19 protein-coding genes and 1 pseudogene are annotated in these 22,517 nt (G+C 56.8%); 6 read left to right on the plus strand and 14 right to left on the minus strand.

What is annotated here, in order from left to right; all coding sequences use genetic code 11:
- Positions 1-3: 3 nt before the first annotated feature.
- Together lspA and R0J87_RS00555 are read right to left on the minus strand one after the other, a co-directional pair.
- Entirely contained in the window at positions 4-507 is a 504-nt protein-coding gene (lspA, locus tag R0J87_RS00550) for a signal peptidase II (protein WP_022521288.1), read from the minus strand.
- Positions 504-2,690: a heavy metal translocating P-type ATPase gene (locus R0J87_RS00555; protein WP_054644987.1), complete on the minus strand. Its 2,187-nt coding sequence runs from the start codon at positions 2,688-2,690 to the stop codon at positions 504-506. The genes lspA and R0J87_RS00555 overlap by 4 nt, the downstream gene beginning before the upstream one ends.
- A gap of 86 nt (positions 2,691-2,776) precedes the next feature.
- Between R0J87_RS00555 and R0J87_RS00560 the strand changes: the two genes are divergently transcribed.
- Positions 2,777-3,235 carry a MerR family transcriptional regulator gene (locus tag R0J87_RS00560; RefSeq protein WP_022521290.1) on the plus strand — a complete coding sequence of 153 codons (459 nt, stop codon included), beginning with the start codon at positions 2,777-2,779 and terminating at the stop codon, positions 3,233-3,235.
- 28 nt (positions 3,236-3,263) lie between these two features.
- On the opposite strand, the gene R0J87_RS00565 is transcribed toward R0J87_RS00560, so the two are convergent.
- From R0J87_RS00565 to R0J87_RS00580, 4 genes are all read right to left on the minus strand, one after another.
- Entirely contained in the window at positions 3,264-4,046 is a 783-nt protein-coding gene (locus R0J87_RS00565; RefSeq protein WP_498883633.1) for a ZIP family metal transporter, read from the minus strand.
- Between the two features lie 112 nt (positions 4,047-4,158).
- On the minus strand, positions 4,159-5,148 hold the full coding sequence (locus R0J87_RS00570) for a M23 family metallopeptidase (protein ID WP_022521291.1): 990 nt from the start codon (positions 5,146-5,148) through the stop codon (positions 4,159-4,161).
- Positions 5,148-5,825 (minus strand): DsbA family protein, encoded by a 678-nt coding sequence (locus R0J87_RS00575; RefSeq protein ID WP_022521292.1) that lies wholly within the window; start codon positions 5,823-5,825, stop codon positions 5,148-5,150. The genes R0J87_RS00570 and R0J87_RS00575 overlap by 1 nt, the downstream gene beginning before the upstream one ends.
- A gap of 113 nt (positions 5,826-5,938) precedes the next feature.
- On the minus strand, positions 5,939-6,853 hold the full coding sequence (locus R0J87_RS00580; protein WP_022521294.1) for a cation diffusion facilitator family transporter: 915 nt from the start codon (positions 6,851-6,853) through the stop codon (positions 5,939-5,941).
- A 204-nt stretch (positions 6,854-7,057) separates the two neighbouring features.
- Between R0J87_RS00580 and R0J87_RS00585 the strand changes: the two genes are divergently transcribed.
- A complete protein-coding gene (locus R0J87_RS00585) occupies positions 7,058-7,978 on the plus strand; it encodes a bile acid:sodium symporter family protein (protein ID WP_022521295.1) in 921 nt (306 codons plus the stop codon).
- A gap of 110 nt (positions 7,979-8,088) precedes the next feature.
- On the opposite strand, the gene R0J87_RS00590 is transcribed toward R0J87_RS00585, so the two are convergent.
- The 6 genes and pseudogenes from R0J87_RS00590 to R0J87_RS00615 all read right to left on the minus strand — a co-directional run bounded on the left by R0J87_RS00590 (position 8,089) and on the right by R0J87_RS00615 (position 15,681).
- The gene (locus R0J87_RS00590; RefSeq protein ID WP_022521296.1) at positions 8,089-9,858 is read right to left on the minus strand and encodes a hypothetical protein; all 1,770 of its coding nucleotides are present in this window, start codon (positions 9,856-9,858) and stop codon (positions 8,089-8,091) included.
- Between the two features lie 80 nt (positions 9,859-9,938).
- Positions 9,939-10,787, minus strand: a pseudogene (locus R0J87_RS00595) (YifB family Mg chelatase-like AAA ATPase); the annotation flags it as partial.
- Positions 10,788-10,904: 117 nt separating this feature from the next.
- Positions 10,905-11,774 carry an ABC transporter substrate-binding protein gene (locus R0J87_RS00600; protein WP_498883636.1) on the minus strand — a complete coding sequence of 290 codons (870 nt, stop codon included), beginning with the start codon at positions 11,772-11,774 and terminating at the stop codon, positions 10,905-10,907.
- Between the two features lie 107 nt (positions 11,775-11,881).
- On the minus strand, positions 11,882-13,978 hold the full coding sequence (locus R0J87_RS00605) for a TonB-dependent siderophore receptor (protein WP_498883637.1): 2,097 nt from the start codon (positions 13,976-13,978) through the stop codon (positions 11,882-11,884).
- Positions 13,979-14,119: 141 nt separating this feature from the next.
- Positions 14,120-15,055, minus strand: a complete 936-nt coding sequence (locus R0J87_RS00610) for an AraC family transcriptional regulator (protein ID WP_498883639.1) — start codon at positions 15,053-15,055, stop codon at positions 14,120-14,122.
- Between the two features lie 269 nt (positions 15,056-15,324).
- Positions 15,325-15,681 (minus strand): accessory factor UbiK family protein, encoded by a 357-nt coding sequence (locus tag R0J87_RS00615; RefSeq protein ID WP_188639685.1) that lies wholly within the window; start codon positions 15,679-15,681, stop codon positions 15,325-15,327.
- 370 nt (positions 15,682-16,051) lie between these two features.
- On the opposite strand from R0J87_RS00615, the gene R0J87_RS00620 reads away from it, so the two are divergent.
- The 3 genes from R0J87_RS00620 (at position 16,052) to glnK (ending at position 18,300) form a co-directional block, all read left to right on the plus strand.
- Complete coding sequence (locus R0J87_RS00620) at positions 16,052-16,390, plus strand: P-II family nitrogen regulator (RefSeq protein WP_058579766.1); 339 nt, start codon at positions 16,052-16,054, stop codon at positions 16,388-16,390.
- Positions 16,391-16,450: 60 nt separating this feature from the next.
- Positions 16,451-17,698, plus strand: a complete 1,248-nt coding sequence (locus R0J87_RS00625; RefSeq protein ID WP_253018566.1) for an ammonium transporter — start codon at positions 16,451-16,453, stop codon at positions 17,696-17,698.
- A gap of 263 nt (positions 17,699-17,961) precedes the next feature.
- Positions 17,962-18,300: a P-II family nitrogen regulator gene (glnK, locus tag R0J87_RS00630; protein ID WP_009098335.1), complete on the plus strand. Its 339-nt coding sequence runs from the start codon at positions 17,962-17,964 to the stop codon at positions 18,298-18,300.
- Between the two features lie 186 nt (positions 18,301-18,486).
- Here the strand turns inward: glnK and R0J87_RS00635 are convergent, their stop codons facing one another.
- The gene (locus R0J87_RS00635; RefSeq protein WP_399844467.1) at positions 18,487-19,263 is read right to left on the minus strand and encodes a ferredoxin--NADP reductase; all 777 of its coding nucleotides are present in this window, start codon (positions 19,261-19,263) and stop codon (positions 18,487-18,489) included.
- 193 nt (positions 19,264-19,456) lie between these two features.
- On the opposite strand from R0J87_RS00635, the gene R0J87_RS00640 reads away from it, so the two are divergent.
- Entirely contained in the window at positions 19,457-20,383 is a 927-nt protein-coding gene (locus R0J87_RS00640; protein WP_058579768.1) for a LysR family transcriptional regulator, read from the plus strand.
- A gap of 3 nt (positions 20,384-20,386) precedes the next feature.
- Here the strand turns inward: R0J87_RS00640 and R0J87_RS00645 are convergent, their stop codons facing one another.
- Positions 20,387-22,492: a methyl-accepting chemotaxis protein gene (locus R0J87_RS00645; protein ID WP_498883644.1), complete on the minus strand. Its 2,106-nt coding sequence runs from the start codon at positions 22,490-22,492 to the stop codon at positions 20,387-20,389.
- Between the last annotated feature and the right edge of the window lie 25 nt (positions 22,493-22,517).

The raw sequence follows: 22,517 nt of genomic DNA on the forward strand, positions 1-22,517 counted from the left end.
GCGTTACTCAGAGCGCTTAAAAGCAGGACTTTCACGCCATAACGCCACCGCGAACATCAATACACCGGCAAATAGCGCGATATCGGCCATGTTAAAGGCGGGCCAATGCCATTCGCCCCAGTAAATGTCCAGATAGTCGACGACGTACCCTCGCGCTAAGCGATCAACAGTATTACCGAGCGCGCCGCCAAGAATCAGGCTGTACGCACAGGCCTCCAAGCGCGACAGGGGTTTGCATAGCTGCACAACCAATACGACGACCACCACCAACGCTAAACCAAGAAAGAGGTAGCGCTGCCAACCCCCTGCTTCTGCGAGAAAGCTGAAAGCGGCTCCTGTGTTCCCGGTATAAACCCAGTTAAAAAACGGCGTTAGCGGAATGACTTGGCCAAACGACATCTGAGCATGCACAATTTCCTTGACCAGTTGATCGGCTAGAGCCATCACGCAAGCTAATGTGAACCATGGCCAGCGACGTGAAGGGCTATCGTGTTGCACTGTTCTCATGAGGTTACTTTTCCTTGTGACAGGCCTGTCATTGCGGTACTGGGCGAAAAGCGGTAACCCAGCAGTCGCATGGCGTTCAACGTCACCAGGACGGTAGCACCGGTATCGGCCATCACCGCAATCCACATGCCGGTAATACCCAGCGCCGTTGTAACTAGGAAAATGGCTTTTAAGCCAAGGGCGAGAACAACGTTGGTTTTCACATTGCGCAGCGTGGCACGAGATAGGTCTATCAGCTCAGCGATGCCGGTAACGCGGTTCTTGAGCAAGGCTGCATCGGCGGTTTCCAACGCCACATCCGTGCCGCCCCCCATCGCGATACCCACATCGGCTGCCGCGAGTGCCGGTGCATCGTTGATGCCATCGCCTACTTTACCGATGGGGCCACGGCCAGCCGCTTGCCAGTCTCGAACATACGCTGCCTTGTCTTCAGGCATTAGTTCGCCGTACGCTTCAATGCCTAAGCGACCCCCCGTGGCAGCGACGGTGCGGGCATTATCACCGCTGAGCATGACCGCCTGTACGCCTAAACGGGATAGCGCCGCTAGGCCTTCAATGGCATCTTCGCGTGGCTCATCGCGAACCGCGATCAAGCCCAGTAAACGCTCGCCTTCGACGAGGAGAGCGAGGCTCTTACCGGCTTCTTCTAACGCGACAATCCGAGCACTGAGACTTTCCTCAAGGATGACTTTCTCGTGAAGGTGACGAGGCGTCATTAAGCTCAGCTCGCGACCCTCCACCTGGCCGGAAACACCGCGCCCCGCCAGAGCGCGGCCGCCGGTGACGGTGGGGAGGTTGATGCCCGACTGTCGGGCATGCTCAACGATAGCCGTGGCGATAGGGTGACTGGAATCCCGCTCTATTGCGGCGGCGAGCCGCAATACGCTGTTATCGTCTTCCTCAGCAATCCAAGACTCCACATCTGTGACTCTTGGGGTACCCGCAGTGAGGGTGCCCGTTTTATCTAATGCCACCAAGCGAAGCTTACCTAACTGTTCAAGAACGGCTCCCCCTTTGATCAGTAGTCCGCGCCGAGCTCCCGCCGAGAGACCGGCGGCGATGGCGGCTGGGGTGGAAATGACTAACGCGCAGGGGCATGCGATTAACAGCAATGCTAACGCACGGTAAATCGACTCCGACCATGCCATGGTCGATACCAGCGGTGGCACTATCGCCATCAGTAGGGCGAGTAAGACGACGGCGGGCATATAGTAATACGCAAAACGATCAATAAAGCGTGCTATCGGTGCCTTGGCGGCCTGTGCTTCTTCAACCAGACGAATAACGCGTGCGATCGTATTGTCATCAGCGCCTCGTGTTACCTCCACCTCCAGGGCGGCATCAAGATTCACTGTGCCAGCAAAAATGTCATCACCAGGCGCTCGCGAACGGGGTATGGACTCGCCGTTTACCGGCGACTCGTCAATGTCGGAGGTGCCCACCAGGATGCGTCCATCGCAGGGTACGCGATCACCGGGCCGCACCAGCACACGCTGCCCGGGTTTAAGTGACTCCGCCGAGACGTCACGCAGATGGCCATTGTCCATCAGCCTCGCCGTTGAGGGTGTTAAATTTGCCAAGGCTGAGATACTGCGGCGCGCTCGTGAAGCAGCTACCCCTTCGAGTAGCTCACCTACGGCGAACAAGAACACGACCATCGCAGCTTCAGCGGCAGCATTGATGGCCAATGCGCCAAGCGCAGCGATGCACATCAGCATCTCTATGGTAAAGGGATTGCGCATTTTGAGGGCGCCCCAGGCACTCTGCGCAATGGGTATTAAGCCGACTAGCGTGGCCAAAATGAAAGGCATATTACCCAGCGCAGGCCATGCTAAACGAAGCGCGAAGGCCACTATCAGCAGATTTCCTGTGATAATGACCAAGCGCCCTTTAGCGGTTTGCCACCAAGAGGATGAAGCACCAGATGCGCGTGTTTGGCCATCATGGGAAGCCACTTGATAGCCTAGTTCGTTCAGGATGCCCTCAATGGTCTTTCGCGAGGGGGCCCCGTGATCGTGGTGGTGAATCTTCACTGATCCCGTGACCGAGCTTGCCGTGACTTCCTCAATGCCTTCCAGTCGCTCTAGCGCCGACACAACCTTGCGCTCACAACCGCCGCAGTCCATGCCTTCAACACGCAGCGTCAAGGTGGTAGGCGCTGTTGTCGGCGTTGATGTTTTCATGGTGCCTCTCCTGCCAATGGGCTATGGTTTTTAAGTGTAAACCTTGTAGCAACTACAGCTTCAAGCCCTGCGTAAGGAGTTTTACCATGTCGATGATCGGCCAAAGTATCAGCATTGGTGAGTTAGCACGACGAGCCGATTGCAAACCTGAAACGGTTCGCTATTACGAGCGTATTGGGCTGTTGCGCGATGCGACACGAACCGGTGGGGGGCAGCGCCGCTATGGAGACGACGCTGTGCGGCGCTTGACCTTTATTCGTCATGCCCGTGACTTTGGCTTTTCGGTGGAGTCAGTGCGAGAGCTTTTGGCCATGTCAGATCAACCTGATATGCCTTGCCAAGAAGTCGATGCCATCGCCACGCATCACCTAAAGAAAGTGGAGTCCCGCCTTCAACGACTGTCCATACTGCGTGAGGAGCTTCAACGGATGGTCACACAGTGTGCCGGTGGTAAAGTGGAAAGCTGCCGAATCATTGAGGTCATCAGTGATCATCAGCTCTGTATCACTGAAAAATCGCACGGAGGGGCTCACGACTTGGGTTAGCACTAACGCTACGCCCCACGCCCAATGGTTAGCCCAGCGAAACATCCAAAAACAGCATGAGTACCAATCCGATGGAGAGGCCCAGCGTGGCCTTTTTTTGGTGCCCGCTTCGATGAGTTTCGGGAATAATCTCATGACTGATCACATACAACATCGCCCCCGCTGCAAAGGCCAACCCCCAGGGCAGTAGCGCTTGTGACATGCTGATGACTCCAGCGCCTAATAAGCCACCTAACGGCTCAACAAGCCCCGTAAGGGCGGCAATCGTCCATGACCGCCAACGTGAATAGCCCACGCCTAGCAGTGATACTGCTACGGCCAGTCCTTCTGGGGCATTCTGAAGTCCAATGCCAATCGCTAGTGGAATGCCTCCTTCGCTTCCCCCTGCGCCGAAGGCCACGCCAACGGCCAGCCCCTCTGGCAGGTTGTGTATCGTAATGGCAAGAATAAACAACCAGATACGACGTAGTGAGGCAGCCTCTGGCCCTTCTCGCCCCTGTTCGAAGTGCTCATGAGGTAAGAGTTCGTTCAGTAGTGCGACCATTCCAATCCCTAGCAAGATGGCCGCACAGGCAATGGCAGCAGGTACCACGCTACCTCCGTAACGCAGCTCCGAGGCTTCTAAGGAGGGTATGATCAGTGAGAAGAAAGAGGCCGCTAGCATGACGCCAGCGGCGAACCCCAACGCTAAATCGCGAACACCACGATTCGGTCTTTTGGTAAACAAGATAGGAAGCGCCCCGACAGCCGTCATCAAGCCCGCGGCAAGGCTTCCCAATACCCCCATTGTGACGAGAGAAACCTCTTCCATACCGATTACCTGTCTTGTGTTAGATGAGTGATCACAGCGCTAGGGTTCCATAACGAGGCAAGCACACGTTCACGTTACTAACAATCCATGCAACGTTGCTAAGCACGGGTGGTTACGGCTCGTTAAACGAGATCAAGTCATAAATGGACGCCGTGCCGATAGCTTGTTCCAAGCGATCTCTTGCCTCGTAAAGTGACGCTTGATATTCACCTTGAGTCGGCTGCTCACCCAACATGATGCGTTGACCTTGACCAAGGGGATCAACAGGCTGGTTATTGACTCTCACTTCGTAATGCAGGTTGGGGCCCGTGGCGACCCCGGAGGAACCTACCTCTCCGAGCGACTCTCCCGCATTGACTAAATCCCCAACCACTAGCTGTGGGGAGAATCGGCTAAGGTGTGTGTAGCGACTAATGGCCCCTGTGTCGTGCTCCACCTCGATCACCTGCCCATATCCCCCTTGGCGACCCATAAAGAATACGCGCCCAGGTGCGGTGGCAATGACCGGCGTTCCTGTCGGCGCAGCCAAGTCAATTCCATTATGAGGACGCATCCCTCCATACACAGGATGTCGCCGATTCCCAAAGCGAGACGTTAAGCGGGCACTAAGCACGGGCAACCGCAACGTGCCTAGCAGGGTGTCGCTTTTGAAAAGAGCTACGTCCCCCTTTTGGGTGACCGGCCATATGACCTCCAAGGGCTCTGCCTGATCAGGCAGAGCGGCATAACTGAGGCGTGGTGGCCCAACACGGGCGCCGTCCTGGCGTCGATCTTCCTCCCACACTAATTGAATACGTTCACTGCCAGAAAACTCCAGCGGCGCTGCGATAAACTCGCTGAGCAGTGTTTCCAGTTTAGTGGCGAAACGCGTTGGGACACCTTCTGCTGCCAAGGCCTCGTAGAGGGTGGTATCAATGACGACATCACGCCCAAAGGTTAGGGTATCAACGCTATCGAGCGGTAATGTGCCTTCTTGCTCGCTAGCCGCCTGTAACTTGACAGGGCTAAGTTCAGACGGAGGCAATGACAGATGCGTTTGCCAATTGGCTTCGGCTAGCAAGGGGTAAAAGCCCACCAAGCCTAGTAACCACCAGCGCTGCATCACTGGCCATCCTCTTCCCCAGAGATCTCCGCTACTTCACTCTCGACGGCATCAATCAGCTCTTGCATACCAAAGGGGTCTAAAGGCTCGCCATTGACAAAAAAGGTAGGTGTTTGGCGAATCTGATTGGCTCTGACATCCGCCATGTCTTGGTCAATCACCGCCTGCACCTCAGCAGAAGTCAGTTGCTCTTCGGCAGCCGCTAAATCAAGGCCTCCTTGGCTCGCGATATCGAGGATAGCGGATTCATCAAAACTGCCATGTGAAGCCCATTGATCCTGGCGAGCCAGCAGCCTCTCCAGTACCGGTTCAAAGACGCCCTGACGACGAGCAACTTCTAATACCCGAATGGCCTTGTCCGATACGTCGCCGTGGAAAGGAGTGTAGCGCACGATGAGCCGCACTTTTTCTGGGTAGGTTTCCAGAATACTTTTTGTCAGGGGATAGAAAGCACGGCAGGCTTCGCAAGCCGGATCGAAGAATTCCACAATCGTCACCGGCGCGTCTTCTCGTCCCAAGATGGGGGAGTGTGAACGCACCAAGGAGTCCTCGGCCTGGACACCGCTCTCTTTTGCTGCCTGAGCTTGCATGTCTAAGAGGGCAGGCTTCGATACGGCGACGATCGCAGCGGTCAGCATTAACGTACCGGCCAATATAAAAGACGCTTTTTTGAACATGTTTCTCTCTCTGTCTCAACGATGGGGTGGAAAAGTAGGGTTGAAAAATAAGCCAATCGCTATGGGAGTAAGCTACTCGCTATCTACCTGAGCTGGGAGCCGGCCTCGGTCTGTCACTCATGCCCATATAGATTGGCATTTTGATGCGCGTGGTCACTATGCTCAAACTCTAGGCTGGAATGAGCAATATTGAAGCGCATTTTAAGCTGCTCCTTGATCTCTGCTTTGACGGATTCAAGCTGCTGCCAGCCGGTTTCTGTCAGAACCACGTGGCAGTCAAGGGCTGCCATGTTTTCCTGCATCTGCCATAGATGCACATGGTGAATATCCTGGACTCCCTCGATATCTCGTACGGTCTCAACGACTGCCTGCCCGTCAATGTCCGGGGGAGATCCCAGCATTAGCGTACGGATAGGGCCGCCAATTTCAGAGAAGGCTAGGTAAAGAATATATAGCGCAATCCCTATCGTGATCGCGGGGTCCACCCAGCGCATGTCGTACAGTAAAATAAGCGAACCACCGATAATCACGGCGATGGAGGCAAACGCATCCGATAAGTTATGCAGAAAAAGGGCGCGGATATTGACACTCTCTTTTTGCATTGACCACGTGAGCATGGCGGTAAGGGCATCGACGACGAGCGCGACGCCACCAATAATCACGATCGTCCATCCCTCTATCTCAGGGGGATCGACCATCCGCATAGCGCCTTCGTAAATCAGGTAGACACCGACAATAATGAGGGTGGTGTAATTGATGAGTGCTGCCACTATCTCGATGCGGCCATAGCCAAAGGTCATATGCGCATCGGCAGGCCGTCTGGCGATTTTACGAGCAGCAAAGGCAATGACTAATGCTGCCATGTCAGAAAAGTTATGTAACGCATCAGCGATCAGCGATAGGCTCCCCGCCATAATGCCACCGACGATTTGAGCGATGGTTAAGAGCCCATTGGCCCAAATGGAGATGCTGACGCGCCGGTCGCCAGAGGCAGGATCAATGTGGGGATGATCATGATGATGTCCCATCTGTTACCTTCTCTCGAATTATCTGTTCTTGGTACTATAAAACCTCTAGCAACTAAAGCTTCAACCCTTGAGCATTATCTATTTGCATCGCTGGATTGGGAAGCACGTCCCTAGCTACCAAGGAGCCTTTGTGTGCTGGGCCGAAGGTGATCATGTTTTAGGTGCGGGGCTCAATCCACTTCAACCGGTAACGTCCAATCCACCATGGGTAGATTCATTTATTTTGTCGAGGCGCACCTTGTCTGGTTTGTAATCGTCGTCGCGGGGGGAGGCTTACTCTTTCCGGCCACCGGAATAATGCTTAAGTTCGCGATTGGGCCATTACTGGCATTACTGATGTTGATTATCAGCCTCACATTCGATGCGCATGCAGTGCGCATCGTGTTCCGAAAGCCGTCACGGCAGTTGTTGGCATTGGGGCTGGTCTATGGGCCTATGTCGATTGCCGGGTGGCTAACGGGCCGTCTATTTTTTGGAAGCGGCCCGCTGGCTGCTGGCCAAACCTTGCTCGGCACGCTGCCGACAGATGTGTCCTCTCCTCTTTTGGTACTGATGGCGAAAGGCAATGTGGCGCTTGCCGCTGTTTTCAACGCAGTCAACACCGCGTTATGTCCGTTTATTGTTCCCTTCCTGTTTTTATGGCTCACCGGCCTTCAGTTAGACGTACCGCTTGGATCAATTATTCTTGAATTAACACTAATCGTGCTTCTTCCTACCGTGATTGGGGTCAGCTTGCGTACAAAGTTCTCGGCTTTCTTTGCACGGCATGATTCAGCGTATGCAGGGATAGGGTCGATTCTGTATCTGCTGATCTTACTCGCCGTGGTCGGGCCGAATGCCACCACGATCAATGGCTATGGCTGGTATGCGTTTGTGATTGCGGGCGCGGCCCTGTGCCTCAATTTGATTGGGTACCTGGTAGGTATGTCCTCACGGTTACTCACCTCTGATCGCAAAGAGGTGATTACCTATCTTTTCACGGTCAGTAAAAAGGAATTCAGCATCGCTGCAGCGTTTGTCGCTGCTTCTGGCTTGCCATCAGAGATCGCAATTCCAGCCGCTTTTTTTGCCGTGATTCAAATGATCACTTCGCCCATCGCAGCGAAGATCCTCGCCCGCCACTGAAGGGATGGCCGTATCGGCTCTTCGTCAGAAGAGCAACCTGCACACGGGGTGTACAGGTTGCTCTTACCGACAAAACAGACACCGCTACTCATAAAGGTGGCAAATAGTACCTATGCTAAGTCACTGCGACCAATACTGACCTTGCTAAAAGCATTTAACACAGAGGCTTCGCAGGGTATCTGTTCCTTTTTGGATTTAGGGTGCTTGAACGTATCGGCGAATCCTGGGCAGTGACCAACTAGTTTTTGGACAACACCTTCTACGTGCCGCACGTTAGACAGCACTTGGCGTAACCACTGCTCGAAGCTGCCTTGGTGGCTCAGCGTGAAGACTAAACCTTTATAGGAAGGAGGCTTGGATGCCTCCTCGCTACCGCCAGCTCTGGGTTTTGGAGGGCGTCGTTGGATCTCCATGAGATAGAGCGTTTGATCTAACACATGCACCCGAACGACGAGCACCCCGCGAGGTACCTTGGTCTGAGTATCAATGTAAACCCAATTAGCGACTGACGTTTCCACCTCCTCGTCTATTTCGAAAGGTTCGAGGCTGATTAACCGAGGGTCAGGAGAAGTGCTGAATCCGTCTTCAAAGGTAAACCAGCTAACGCCACGAATCGTTGCGGGATAGGCCGATTGTAAATAGAGAAGCGCATTCCACATATCACGTAGAAAGCCCTGTGATTCCAGTGTAATAGGAGCATGAATAGACGCTTGTCCCACTCCCTTCCCTGACCCATGTGGCTCCCCAGTGGAGAAAATGGTTTCGTCACCCGGAACGGGGACGCCTCGTGTATCGGGCACGCTTTTTCGGGTATATCGTTTATCCAAGACGGCGCGAGGCTTACCTAAAATAACGAATTCGTCCTCAGTAAGGTCTAGCCAGGAAGAACCATGGTCGGGCTCGTCATCATCCGTCAGGTCAATGACATCGGGGATGTCTTGAAGCTGATGATAGGGGAACTGAGAGGGGGCATCGTCGCCATCGGTGGCTGGTACTGTCGTTGATTTCTCTCTTTCGCGGTGGATCGTGGCACCATCGGGCTGCGTACAGCCTAATATCTGCAAGCCTAGGAATGTGTTGCCACCATCAATTGGAACGCCAGAAACAGAGATTTCCCCGCTGCCTTGAAACCATGGAGTGACTTTTAAAAGCATCTTATCTTGGGGGAAGCTGGCTTCAGTCTGCGCATAAATATCTCTGGCAGCTTGTTCGGCATAGGGGTCGTACAGCATGTGCGCGAGCAAAATCGCATCGTGCCTATGAACACGATATGTAAATCTGACAGGCCAGGTACCTGGCGATGGGGGCGCATTAAGCGGTCGATAAAGCCGTTCTTTGACCTCCTCCCAACAGTAAGTGGCGAGCACACGCTTGATTTCAGATGATCGACCGTAAACGCGTGCAAAAAATTCGGTGCAAGGGATGAGCAGATGTTTGCCATCTGGGAGGTCAAATTCAATCAGGTACGATTTGTGTTTTCTGTCCAGCGGTAAATAGCTTGCCTCATGAAAGGAGGTATAGAGGCTGCGCCCTGCTTTGTGCAAGTCGTCTAAGGAGACAATCCGCCAGCCGCCCGGAGAGAACGAAACAGGGAATGTTTTCTCCTCAAATGCGATGCGGGAGTTGCTCACGCCCTTTTCCCAGACGGAGCCGATTCTCAATAGTCCGACATGCGTTAAGACCGTCGTTCGCTTAATCACGTCTCCTAATTTGTTCTCCTGATCAATAGGTCTTAAAAATACATAAATTTTAGGGACGCTTTGTGAGCGGATATTTTTGAAGATAGGCCCGTACCACCAAACGACCAAGCGCTCAGTTTCGTCTTTAAGGGTGCCATCTTGAAAGCTAAAGGTTCTGGATTGTTTGAGAGAAACGGTCACAAGGGCGTGCTCTATGTAAACTCAACATAGAGATTGTCGCAGCAATTATTGTTTAGTCGCAACAATTGTTGAAAATGACAACCGCCGCCGACCAGCGCGGCGGCGCTAGCGCTGTGGTGGGGCTGGCGGAAGGGCCGCTGGCCCCAGTCGGCTTCCAGCGCCAAGCCACATACCGAGCGCACCGCCGCCACCTGTAGCGCATCATCCTCTGACAGCGGCGGCAGAATGCCGGGTAATCGGCTGGCCAGCATGGTTTTACCGGTGCCGGGTGGGCCTGCGAGCAATAGGTTATGGCCTCCTGCGGCAGCGACTTCCAGCGCTCGGCGGGCCTGATGCTGGCCGCGCACGTCGGCTAAGTCGGCTACTGGGGCGGTAGATTTGACAGAGGCTGAAAGCTGGTGCGGCTGAATTTTCTCCTGGCCCAGCAAGTGAGCCACCACTTGCCAGAGAGAGTCGGCGGGCAGCACCGGTAAATCGCCTGCCAGAGCGGCTTCATCGGCGCAGGCGCGGGGCACAATCAGCGCTTTGTTGGCGCGACGAGTGGCCAGCGCAAATGGCAGTACGCCGGGTACCGCCCGCAGCTTGCCATCCAGTGCCAGTTCACCCGCGCACTCCATACCTTCCAGCGCATCCACCGGGATCTGGCCTGAAGCCGCGAGGATGCCCAGCGCAATCGGCAAATCAAAACGGCCACCCTCTTTGGGCAGATCCGCCGGGGCAAGGTTGAGGGTAATGCGCTTGGTGTTGGGGAAATCAAAACCCGCGTTGATCAAGGCGCTGCGCACCCGTTCGCGGCTCTCTTTTACGGCGGTTTCCGGCAAGCCTACCAGGGTTAACCCCGGCAATCCGTTAGCTAAGTGAACCTCTACATGTACCGCCGGTGCTTCCAACCCCACGCCTGCCCGCGTGGCGACAATCGCTAGTGTCATGGCGCTCCCTCGCAACGTCTCTCAATCTGATTGCTCAATTTAATGAGCTATCTCGTTGGCTAAGCCTACTTTATTTAAGGTGTTGGGCGCTACTTAGGTGGGCAGGCTGGTGGCGGGCTAGTCAGCATAATGGGCATTCAACGCGCTGGTTAGCTCGCGGGCAAAGCGTTGGGCGGAGGGGAGAGCGCCAAAGCTCCAAACTGGCGGCAGGCGCAGCAGTCGGCCATTTTGCACGTTGGGTAAGTGTTGCCACAGGCCGCTCCCTTCCAACTGCTCTTCGACGCCGGCGGGGAGTGGGTCGACGATGACCAGCGTGGCATCGGGGTAGCGTGCCAGCGCTTCAATACCGGCCAGTGAAAACCCCCAGGCGTTAGTGGGCTGGTCCCAGGCGTTGGGCAGCTCAAGCTGCTCTAGCACGGCGTTGTAGAGGCTGTTCTCACCAAACACCCGCACATGGCGGGCATCCATGAACTGCACCATCAGCAGTGGGGTGGTATCGCTGCGCTTGTGGCGCAGTTCGGCCATTAGCTGTTGTGTGCTCTCGATCAGCGCGTTGGCTTCGGCGTTGCGGTCGGTGAGTTCGCCCAACTGGCGGGTAAGGCTCTGCATCTCCTGCCATGTCTCCGCGCCCGGTGAGTAGAGCGCGAAGGAGCCCACCGGGGCGATTTTCTCCAACCGGGGAATCAGCCCGGTAAACATGGGCGAGAGCAGTGTTTGCTCGGGGGGCGATTGTGCCAGCAGCTCGAAGTTGGGCTGGGTGCGCATGCCAATATCCATCACATGCTCGGGAATGCGCGGCTCGCCCACCCAATCGTGGTAGGCAGGTTGCTGCGCGATACCGCTGACCGGCGCGTCAATCGCGAGCAGCGTCTCGGCAATGGTCCAGTCGATGGTGGCCAACTGGGCGTGGCTGGCGGTAGACAACAGCAGGCCCGCCGCAAGCAGGCTGCGGCGAGCCAGGGTAAAGAGTTGGGGGAAGCGGCGCATGGGGTCGGTACCTAGCAATAAGCGCTTTATTTAAACGATTCTGTTTATCAATTGCAAATAGAAACACCCAGGCACGCGCAGGGGGCGTGCCTGGGTGTGGGGACTGTTTAGAAACGGTAGTGAACGCTGGCGGTGACGCCGCGCTCGGCACCGAAATAGCAGTACTCCAGAGAGTTACACGACGCCACGTACTCTTTATTCAGGGCGTTGTGTACATTCAGGCGAGTTTCGACGCCTTTGAGGCCGGCTTGGCTCCAGTCGTAGCCCAGCGTGGCGTCAACTAGGGTGTAGTCCGGCACTGTGGCGGTGTTTGCGCGGTCGGCGGCAATGTCAGCATAGTGGCGCACGCCCACGCCGATATCCACACCGCTCAGCCAACCCTCTTGCACCGCATAGTGGCCCCACAGCTGTACTTGATGGCGGGGGGAGTAAATGGCGTTATTGCCCTGGTTGCCGTCGTCGCTCTTGGCGTAAGTAATGTCGGTAAAGCTGTAGCCAGCCTGTAGCGAGAGCGCCTCGTTGAGTTGGGTTTGAGCTTCCAATTCAATGCCTTGCGACTCAATCTCGCCTACGGCGCGGTAGGGGTCGGTAGGCTGCTCTTTGGTGGCCACGTTCTCCTGGCTGATGTGGAACAGCGCCGCGCTGTACTGCTGCTGTGCGTTGGGCTGGTACTTCACGCCGGTTTCCCACTGCTCGCCCTCCATGGGGGCTAGCAGGTCGCCATTGGCGTCCACAAAGCTGGTGGGAGTAAAGGCCGTCGAGTAGCTGGCATAGGGCGCTAGGCCGTTATCGAACAGGTACACCACCCCGGCGCGGCCGCTAAACTGGGTGTCGCTGAGCGCGCTGGTATTACCGCTGTCGCGGTTGGTGTTGTCGATATTTACCCAGTCAAAGCGTCCGCCCAGGGTCACGCGCCAGTTATCCACGGCGATTTGATCCTGAAGGTAGACCCCGGTTTGCTCTAGCTCGTGGTTCTCCAGGATGGGCGCGTAGAACGCCAGCGGTTCGCTGCCGTACACCGGGTTGAAAGCATCCAAAGAGGGAAACGCGCCGGAAGGCCAGGCAACCTCGTTCTCACGCTGCTGGTAATCCGCTCCCAGCAGCAGCGTGTGCTCCATAAAACCGCTGGTCAGGCGGGCCTCTAACTGGTTATCCACCGTGAAAGCCTGAAGCGACTCCTCGCTGCCGGAGTAGTAGCGGGCCAGTTCGTTTGAGGTCGGTGACGTCCAGCCAAAGCCGTACACCTGATTTAGCGTCACATCTGAATTGAGATAGCGCAGCAGTTGGCGGGCGGTTACGCGGTCGTTAAAGCGGTGCTCCAAGGTATAGCCGAGCATGCGCTGGGTCCGCTCATAGGCGTCGTAGTCGGCTTCGCCATCGAAGAAATTATTGCTGATTTTGCGGCCATTACGAGCGATTACAGCGCCTTCAAAGGGCACGCCGGAGTGGTAGCCGCCTTCCGGTTCGTCCTGCAGGTAGGCTTCTACGGTCAGGCTGGTGGCATCGGTGATGTCCCAGGTCAGCCTTGGCGCAATGGCGTAGCGCTCCTCTTCGGCAGGGCCAAACTGGGTGTCGGCGGCGCTGGCGATGCCGGTGAGACGAAACGCCACGCGCTGCTCTGCCCCCAGCGGGCCAGTGAGATCGAACGCTGCGCTGCGCTGATTGTTATTACCGACCCTAAAACGCAGCTCGCCGCTCGGCTCAAACTCAGGGCGTTTGCTGTTGAGCGTTACCACGCCGCCCGGCGAGGCGCGGCCATAGAGCACGGATGCCGGGCCGCGCACTACTTCAATACTGTCTAAAAACCAGGGGTCGATGCGCATGCTGCTATGGGAGTTAGCGTCGCCCATCACTTTCAAGCCATCTAAAAAGGTGTTGCTCAAGCTACCATCGGAGAAGCCTCTCAACACCAAGTAATCGAAGCGGTTGGAAGCTCCTACTTGGTTGCTATACACGCCGGGGGTGTAGTCGGTGGCACGCTGCACCGTGTTGACGCCGCGCTGCGTCATCTGCGCCTCGGTGATGGTAGAAACGCTCTGCGGGGTTTCAACAAAAGGCGTGGCGACTTTGGTCGCCGCCTGCTGGGCAGTCACGGTCACGGTGGCTAAGGCAGTGCTCGGCTGGGCCGCAGCAGGCGTTGCCAGCGCGATGAGCAGCGCACTGCTTAAGGGGGCCAATAACAACGGATGATAGGTGGAGGCCATAAGTGATCCTGGGAGGAGGTAGAACCAGTTTTATTAAGCAATGAGAATTATTACTTTTTGTGGCGTCGAAAAGGTATGCGCCGTGCCAAGCCTGCTATGCGTGCTGACATAAGTGGGGCGTTTGGGGAACTTAAGCGCGGCTTATACGCTGGTCTGATGGAGTTCGTGAGGGGAAAAGCCGAAGTGGCGCTTAAAGGCGCTAGAGAAGTTGCTAGCGTGACGGTAACCGCAGCGGTGGGCGGCGTGTTGAACGCTGTGGCCTTGAAGCAGCGCCTCGTACCCCTGCTGCAGGCGCACTTGGCGAATATAGTCGAACAGGGCGCAGCCGTAGCGGGTGCGAAACTTCTGTCTAAGGCTGCTGGGGCTCATGGCGGCCTCTTTGGCTAATGCAACGAGGCTATAAGGCTCGGCGGGATGTTGGGCAATGCGTGCGTGCAGCGCCGCTAAGCAGCGACGATCACGGGCAGAGAGATGTTTGTGCTCAGGCAGCGCTGTCGGTCGCTCGGGCATACCTAGCCCAATCAGCTGGAGCGCTAATCCCTGCCACACCATCGCTTGTCGCCAGAGCGAGGGCGGTTGCTCACTAATGGTGCAAAGCGTTTCGCAGAGAGCGTTGGGCAGTTTCCAGCAATGCAAACACGCTGCATCAGGCGGGGCGGGAAGCCCTAAGGGGGCAGGGGTTAGAACCGCAATATTCACAGTACGAAGGCGTGTCTGAACAGGCTGGTGCACCGTGAGTGGGTGTCGGGCATCGAAGTGGCTGCATACGCCATCCCCTGCAGAGAGCTGTATCTGCTGCTTGCCCATTTGGAGATGAATCGAGCCTTCTAAGATCACGCTCAAAAACCATGGCACGCTTTGGTAAGACGTGGAGGTATAGCCATGCTTTACCTGCAGATCAGAGAGCGTTAAATGCATCCCTTGACGCAGGCTAACGTCATGAACATGACCCGTGGCGACCGGCTGGTGCGGTGAAATAGGGCCTTCAATGTGGTAGTGAATGCCGAAGCGCTGGCCAAGCTGGGCCAATGAAAGGGGGGTGATGTCAGGCGTTGCTAAGCGTTCCTGCTGGGGCATGGGGGCAGTCGCTATGGTGGAGGAGGCGTAGTGCCTGCGCCTTATTGGTGCTTAACGGCACGCGGGAGGCTGCAGATAAGCGCACGATAGCACTATCTCTAGGGTTGTCAATGATAGTGATTCTTGTTCACTGGCATGGAGTGTTGGGTTAGATAGGAGGGCGGGGAGAAGGAAAGGGCGAAAGGGAAAAGGCGCGAAGAAGAGAGAGCGAAGAAAAGTGAAAGAAGTGGGGCAGCCGAACCTGCCCCATACTGAGCAAAACGGCGTACTTACTCCGTGTCGCCAGTGGCTGGCTTACCGGGTGTTGGCTTAGTGGTGCTAGAAGGTTGTACCGGGGTGGGCGGCACTTCGGCTTCGACGGGTGTAGGTGCGGTGGTGCTAGAGGCTTCTACCGCCGCTTCCAGGCTGGCCACTTGGCGCTCTAACGCTTCTACCCGCGAGCGGGTGCGTTGCAGCACATCCATTAAAATATCAAAGTCTTCCCGCGATACCAGCTCCAGGCGGTCAAACGCGCCGCGTACCACCTGCTGGACACCTTTCTGAATATCTTCCGGGGCTTGCGACGCATTCTGTAAACGGTCGCCGATCTGCTGGGCTAAGCGGCTAATGCGGTCTTGGGGCGCCATGGCTCTCTCCTTAAACGATCACGCATAAATGTGAACTGCTTGAGAGTAAGGATACGCAACCCGCCGTGGATTCGCATGTGCCGTTTGTTAATTAAGCGCAATGGAGGGTAAGCAGATGGGGGCGGACAAATGCATCGAAATGGAGCGGCTAGCTTTTTTTAATGTTCATTAATGGTGCAAAGCCCGGGCGGGTGCTAATCGGTAGCGGCGGATTGCTACCGTAATTTGCTTATATAAATAGGTTAAGTAGCTGAAATATAAAAATAAAAAAGTGGGTGGCACGGTATGCGCATTAGCAGGGCAAGCACTAAATTCGGGCGGCCATGCCGCTATCCACCGAGTGGGACTGATCCAGCAGGGGAGATCCGGGATGAAACTCATCACCGCTATCATCAAGCCATTCAAGCTTGACGACGTTCGTGAAGCACTCGCCGACAACGGCGTTCAAGGGATTACGGTCACTGAAGTGAAAGGCTTTGGCCGCCAAAAAGGGCATACCGAACTCTACCGCGGTGCGGAATACGTGGTCGACTTCCTGCCCAAGGTGAAAGTGGAAGTCGCCGTGGACGATGCGCGCTTGGAGAGCGTATTGGACGCCATCTGTAATGCAGCGAATAGCGGCAAAATCGGCGACGGCAAAGTGTTTGTGACGCCGTTGGAAGATGTGATCCGTATTCGTACCGGTGAGCGCGGTGCCGACGCCGTTTAAGCGCCGCCCATCGATCTGCTGATGACGTATAACTTCGATTAGTATAACGGGGAACACCTGATGAATGAGTTAGCTGATTTGAGCTACGCGCTCGATACGTTCTACTTCTTGATCTGCGGCGTGCTGGTCATGTGGATGGCCGCTGGCTTCGCCATGCTGGAAGCTGGCTTGGTTCGCTCCAAGAATACCGCCGAAATCCTGACGAAAAACATCGCGCTGTTCGCGATTGCGTGCACCATGTACCTGCTGGTGGGCTACTACATTATGTACTCCAGCAGTGCAGGCGGCTTCCTGCCGAACCTGGGCTTCTTGATCGGCACTGAAAACAGCGCCGATGCAGTGCTGGCCGGTGGCGACGATGCGCCTTACTACTCCATGCGCTCTGACTTCTTCTTCCAGGTGGTGTTTGTTGCAACCGCCATGTCGATTGTCTCGGGTGCGGTTGCTGAGCGTATGAAGCTGTGGGCATTCCTGGCCTTTGCCGTGGTGATGACTGCATTCATCTACCCGGTGTCCGGCTACTGGACCTGGGGCGGCGGCTGGTTGTCTGAAGTGGGCTACTCTGACTACGCAGGTTCCGGCATTGTGCACATGGCCGGTGCGGCTGCAGCGCTTGCAGGTGTGCTGGTACTGGGCCCGCGTAAAGGCAAGTACGGTAAAGATGGTTCTATCCATGCGATTCCCGGTGCCAACATGCCGCTGGCAACGCTGGGTACCTTCATCCTGTGGATGGGCTGGTTCGGCTTCAACGGCGGCTCTGAGCTGAAAATGTCCGATATCGGTTCAGCCAACAACGTTGCACAAGTGTTCGTGAACACTAACGCAGCGGCTGCCGGTGGCGTGATTGCTGCGCTGGTTCTAGCCAAGCTGTGGTTCCGTAAAGCGGATCTCACCATGGCACTGAACGGTGCGCTGGCTGGCCTAGTCGCCATTACCGCTGACCCGCTCTCTCCGTCAGCGCTGGGCGCTGCCATGATTGGTGCGGTAGGTGGTCTGATTGTGGTGGGTGCGATCGTGACCCTCGACAAGCTGAAGCTGGATGACCCGGTCGGTGCGATCTCTGTACACGGTGTGGTTGGTATCTGGGGTGTGCTGGCAGTGCCGCTCACCAACGGCGACGCCTCTTTCGGTGCACAGTTAATCGGTATCGTGGGCATCTTTGGCTGGGTCTTCATCGCAAGCTTAGTGGTATGGCTGGTGCTGAAAGCGGTCATGGGTATCCGCGTTAGCGAAGAAGAAGAGTATGAAGGCGTCGATATCGCTGAGTGCGGTCTGGAAGCCTACCCCGAGTTTAGCGTTAAGAAATAAGCTTGCGCTAATCATGTGAGCTGGCGTGCTCCTTGTGGCCTCCCCGAGTGGGAGGCCTTTTTGTCGTTTACGCATCGGCGGCACGTCGCTGGTTATGAGCTAGGTACGTACGGGTTTTTTATTCTCCGCCCTGGGCGGTGTATGCTTAACCGACTGGGTAACGGGCTTGGCTATGCGAGCGCCCCGCCAACCTTGATGGGTTATGACAACCGTTCAATAACGCTGTTTTGATACAGTGGGCCACCAAGCTAGAGGATGTCGCAATGAAATTGATCTCAGCCATTATCAAGCCGTTCAAGCTTGATGACGTACGCGAATCGCTCTCTGATATCGGCGTGCAGGGCATTACGGTAACGGAAGTGAAAGGGTTTGGCCGTCAGAAAGGCCACACGGAACTCTACCGTGGCGCAGAGTACGTGGTGGATTTCCTGCCCAAGGTAAAGCTGGAAGTCGCCGTTGACGATGATATGGCCGAGCAGGTGATCGACGCGATTACCCAGGTCGCCAACACTGGTAAGATCGGTGACGGTAAAATTTTTGTGATGCCCCTTGAGCAGGTCATCCGTATCCGTACCGGCGAAACCGGTAAAGACGCTGTTTAATGGTGAAGCGTCAGTAGTGAAGGGTAAGGCGTGAACAGTGAGTTGCGCTGAATAGACAAAGCCCCTGTGGATAGCATCCACAGGGGCTTTGTGCATAAGGCGATGGTGAACAGGCGACGATTTTCTATTCACCCATTCACCCATTCACCCATTCACCCATTCACCCATTCACCATTCAAACAGCACTTACTTCTCGACGAACGCACGCTCGATGACGTAGTCGCCCGGCTCGCCCATACGCGGGGAGATATTCAGGCCCAGCTCGTCTAGCAGTGCGCTGGTGTCGTCTAGCATCGCCGGGCTGCCGCAAATCATGGCGCGGTCTTGGCGCGGGTCAATCGGCGGTAGGCCGGTGTCTTCAAAAAGCTTGCCGCTGCGAATGTGGTCAGTCAGGCGGCCCATGGTGTGGAACTCTTCACGGGTCACGGTGGGGTAGTACACCAGTTTTTCGGCGACTTCTTCGCCCAGGTATTCGTGGGCGGGCAGCTCTTTGGTGATGAAGTCGGCGTAGGCCAGCTCAGAGACTTCACGCACGCCGTGAATCAGCACCACTTTCTCAAAGCGCTCGTAGACTTCCGGGTCTTGAATCAGGCTCATAAACGGCGCCAAGCCGGTACCGGTAGAGAGCATGTAAAGGTTACGGCCCGGCAGCAGATCGTCGCACACCAGGGTACCGGTCGGCTTGCGGCTGACCATGATTTGGTCGCCCACTTTCAGATGCTGCAGGCGCGAGGTCAGCGGGCCATCGGGCACTTTGATGCTGAAGAACTCAAGGTGGTCTTCGTAGTTGGGGCTAGCAATGGAGTAAGCGCGCATCAGCGGTTTGCCATCCACTTCCAGGCCGATCATCACAAACTGGCCGGTTTTGAAGCGCAGGCTGCGCTCGCGGGTGGTGCGGAAGCTGAACAGGGTATCGTTCCAGTGGTGAACGCTTAGCACTTCTTCCAGGGCAAACTTGCTCATGCTAACTCCTCCAAGGGCAGCGCGGCCTAAGCCTTGCTCGCCATATTCCAAAAAAGAATAAAAAATAGCTCTATAGGTTGCTGCTTATTCTAAATAAAGGGTGGTATATCTGTTAAGCAAATTATCTTGATAACGCTTATCTTTAAAATCGATATAGCCCTTTCGCCGATCACTCGACAGATAGGTTTTGGTCATGCACTACACCCTGCGCCAGCTAGAAGTCTTCGTGGCCGTTGCACAGCATGAGAGCGTTTCCCAGGCGGCGCGCGCGCTGGCCATGTCGCAATCGGCCACCAGCACGGCACTGGCCGAGCTGGAGCGCCAGTTCGACTGCCAACTGCTTGACCGCATTGGTAAGCGGCTAAAGCTCAACGCGCTCGGCTTCCAGCTACTGCCCAAGGCGGTGGCCCTGCTGGACCGTGCCGAGGAGGTCGAGGAGCTACTGCGGGGCCAACAGGGCGTGGGCGCGTTAGACGTCGGCGCGACGCTCACCATCGGTAACTATCTCGCCACGCTGCTGATCAGCGATTTTATGCAGCGCTATCCCGGCAGCCGAGTGCGGCTGGCGGTGCGCAATACGCGGCATATCATCGAGGGCGTGCGCCAGCACTCGCTGGATTTAGGGCTGATTGAGGGGCAGTGCGATGACGATATGATCATCAGCCAGCCCTGGGTCGAGGATGAGCTGTGCGTGTTCTGCTCGCCGCGCCACCCGCTGGCAGGGCGGGAGCACTTGGAGCTGGATCAGCTGCTGCGGGAGGATTGGATCATGCGCGAGGAGGGCTCCGGTACGCGTATGACGCTGGAGCATGCCGCCCGCCACCGTCGCAGCCGGTTCAATACGCTATTGGAACTGGAACATACCGAGGGCATTAAACGCGCGGTGGAGTCGGGCTTGGGCATTGGCTGCGTTTCGCGGCTGGCGCTGCGCGATGCCTTCCGGCGCGGCAGCTTGGTGCCGCTGCCCACGCCGGAGTTGGATCTAAAGCGCCAGTTCACCTTTATCTGGCATCGCCACAAGTACCTGACCACCGGCGTTCGGGAGTTTTTAAGGCTCTGCCGCGAAATGACCGCCGGGGCCAAGCGCAGTGACGATATTCCGCTGCCACCGATTCCCTAGCGGTTACACCTTGGCCTTTTCAGGGCTTGGCAGCGCCTGAGCCTGATGCTGCGACGCCTCTAGCGTAAAGCCACCCACCAGCGCGGCCAGCCTGTCCGCTTGGTCTTTGAGCTGCTCTGCAGCGGTGGTGGACTCTTGCACCAGGGCGGCGTTTTGCTGGGTCATCTGATCCAGGTCGGTCACCGCGACGCTGACTTGGTTGATGCCGTCGTTCTGCTCACCGGCTGCCGTACTGATATCGCCGAGCATTTGGGTGACGCGAGTTACGCTATCGGCCAGCTCGTGCATGGCGGCTTCGGCGTCGCGTACCATTTGCGTGCCGCTTTCGACCTTGTCGGCAGACGCATCGATGCGCTGGCGGATGTCCTTGGCGGCGTCGCTGCTGCGCGAGGCCAGCTTGCGCACTTCATCGGCCACCACGGCAAAGCCGCGCCCGTGCTCGCCAGCCCGCGCTGCTTCTACTGAGGCGTTGAGCGCCAGCAGGTTGGTTTGGAAGGCAATGCCGTCGATCACGCTGACGATGCTCTGAATCTCTGCCGAGGTCGCGCGGATGTCATCCATGGTCGAGACCACCTGAACAAACGCCTTGTCGGTACGGGAAGCCAACTGCGAGGCGGTGTTGGACAGCCCGCTGGCCTCTTGGGAGGCGTGGGTGGTGTGGCTGACGGTGCTGCTGATCTCTTCCATCGCTGCCGAGGTTTCTTGCAGGCTAGCAGCGGCTTGCTCGGTACGCCGTGACAGGTCATGGCCGCCCTGGGTGATCTCGTTGGCCGCGTGGTTCACGGCCTCACTGCTGCGCCGTACGTCCAGCAGAATGGCCTGAATTTTTTCGGCAAAGGCGTTGAACTGCGCGGCCACGGCGGCGCTCTCATCGCGGCCATGCACGGGCAGGCGCTGAGTGAGATCGCCGTTTCCAGAGGCGATCTCTTCCATTCTGTTCGCTAAGCGTTTGAGCGGACGCGCAATACGCCCACCGATCCACCACAGAGCGGCGATGCCGATGGCTGCTAGCAGCAGCCCCACCAGCGTCATTCCCAGGGTGTTTTGCTGGCGCTGATCGCTCAAAACGTTCTGCAGCGCGTTGAGTTCGGCGAGCACGACGGACTCGGGCAGCTGTAGCACCAGCACCCACGGCTGCTCCGTATCGCCAATGGTCAGCGGCTGGTAGCGCTGAAACATGCCGTTGGCCATGCTGCTGTAGAGGCTGTCTTGTGTCGTCGCTTCGGCAATGCCTGCCAGGGCCGTATCGCTCAGCGCATTGCTGGCAGGCAGACCCAAGGCCTCTTCGCCGTTTGTATCCGCCACCAAGCCGCCGCGCCCAGCGACCAGCGCCATCCTGCCTGCGCCGTCATACAGCGCGGCGTTGGCGTCGCGCAGCAGCGTTTGAATGAAGTTCAGCGAGAGGTCGACCCCGGCCACGCCGCGAAATTCGCCATTCACCAAAATCGGTGCGTTAAACGAGGTTACCAGCTGTGTCTCGCCGTCGTAATCGTAGGCGGCGGGGTCGATCACACAGGGGGCAAGCGTTTCGCGGGGGCAGAGGTAGTACTCCCCCTCACGCACGCCGCTGGCCAGGCGGGTTTCGCTCTCCATGGTGTCGCCCAGCGGTAAAACTTCGAGCGAGCCATCCCCGGTGCGGTACCACCAGGGCATGAAGCGGCCGCTGCCATCGTGGCCGTAGCGCTCGTCGCCAGCAAAGCGGGCGTCGTCCCCAAAGGCATTGGGCTCCCAGCCGATGAACGCATCCAGCAGCGCGGGGTTATCGGCAACCGTTTGCCGTACCAAGTTGGAGAGCTGACGGCGGCTCAGGTAGAGCGCGCGCTGGCCCTCGGCATCTTCCACGCCCATGAGGGCGTTAGTGGTGGCGAGCTGGCTGGCCAGCGTCATGGCCTTGTCCAGCTCGCGCTGAATCCGTTCACCTTCGGCCTCGGCAATGGCATTGAGTCGCGCGTCCAGTGCGCTCTGCATGAGCGTTTGGGTGTGCTGTTCAACGGTTTCTTGGGTGCGGGCGGCCGCGATTAGGTTATAAACCACCAGTGCGGCAACCACAGCGAGCAGGCAAGGGCCTGCCAACGCCAAAACGAGGGAGCGAAGGGAGCGAAAGTGCATGAGAAGTGGTCCTGTTTTAGCAAGA

It is taken from the genome of Halomonas sp. SIMBA_159, from assembly GCF_046536035.1.
Lineage (GTDB): Bacteria > Pseudomonadota > Gammaproteobacteria > Pseudomonadales > Halomonadaceae > Vreelandella > Vreelandella venusta_A.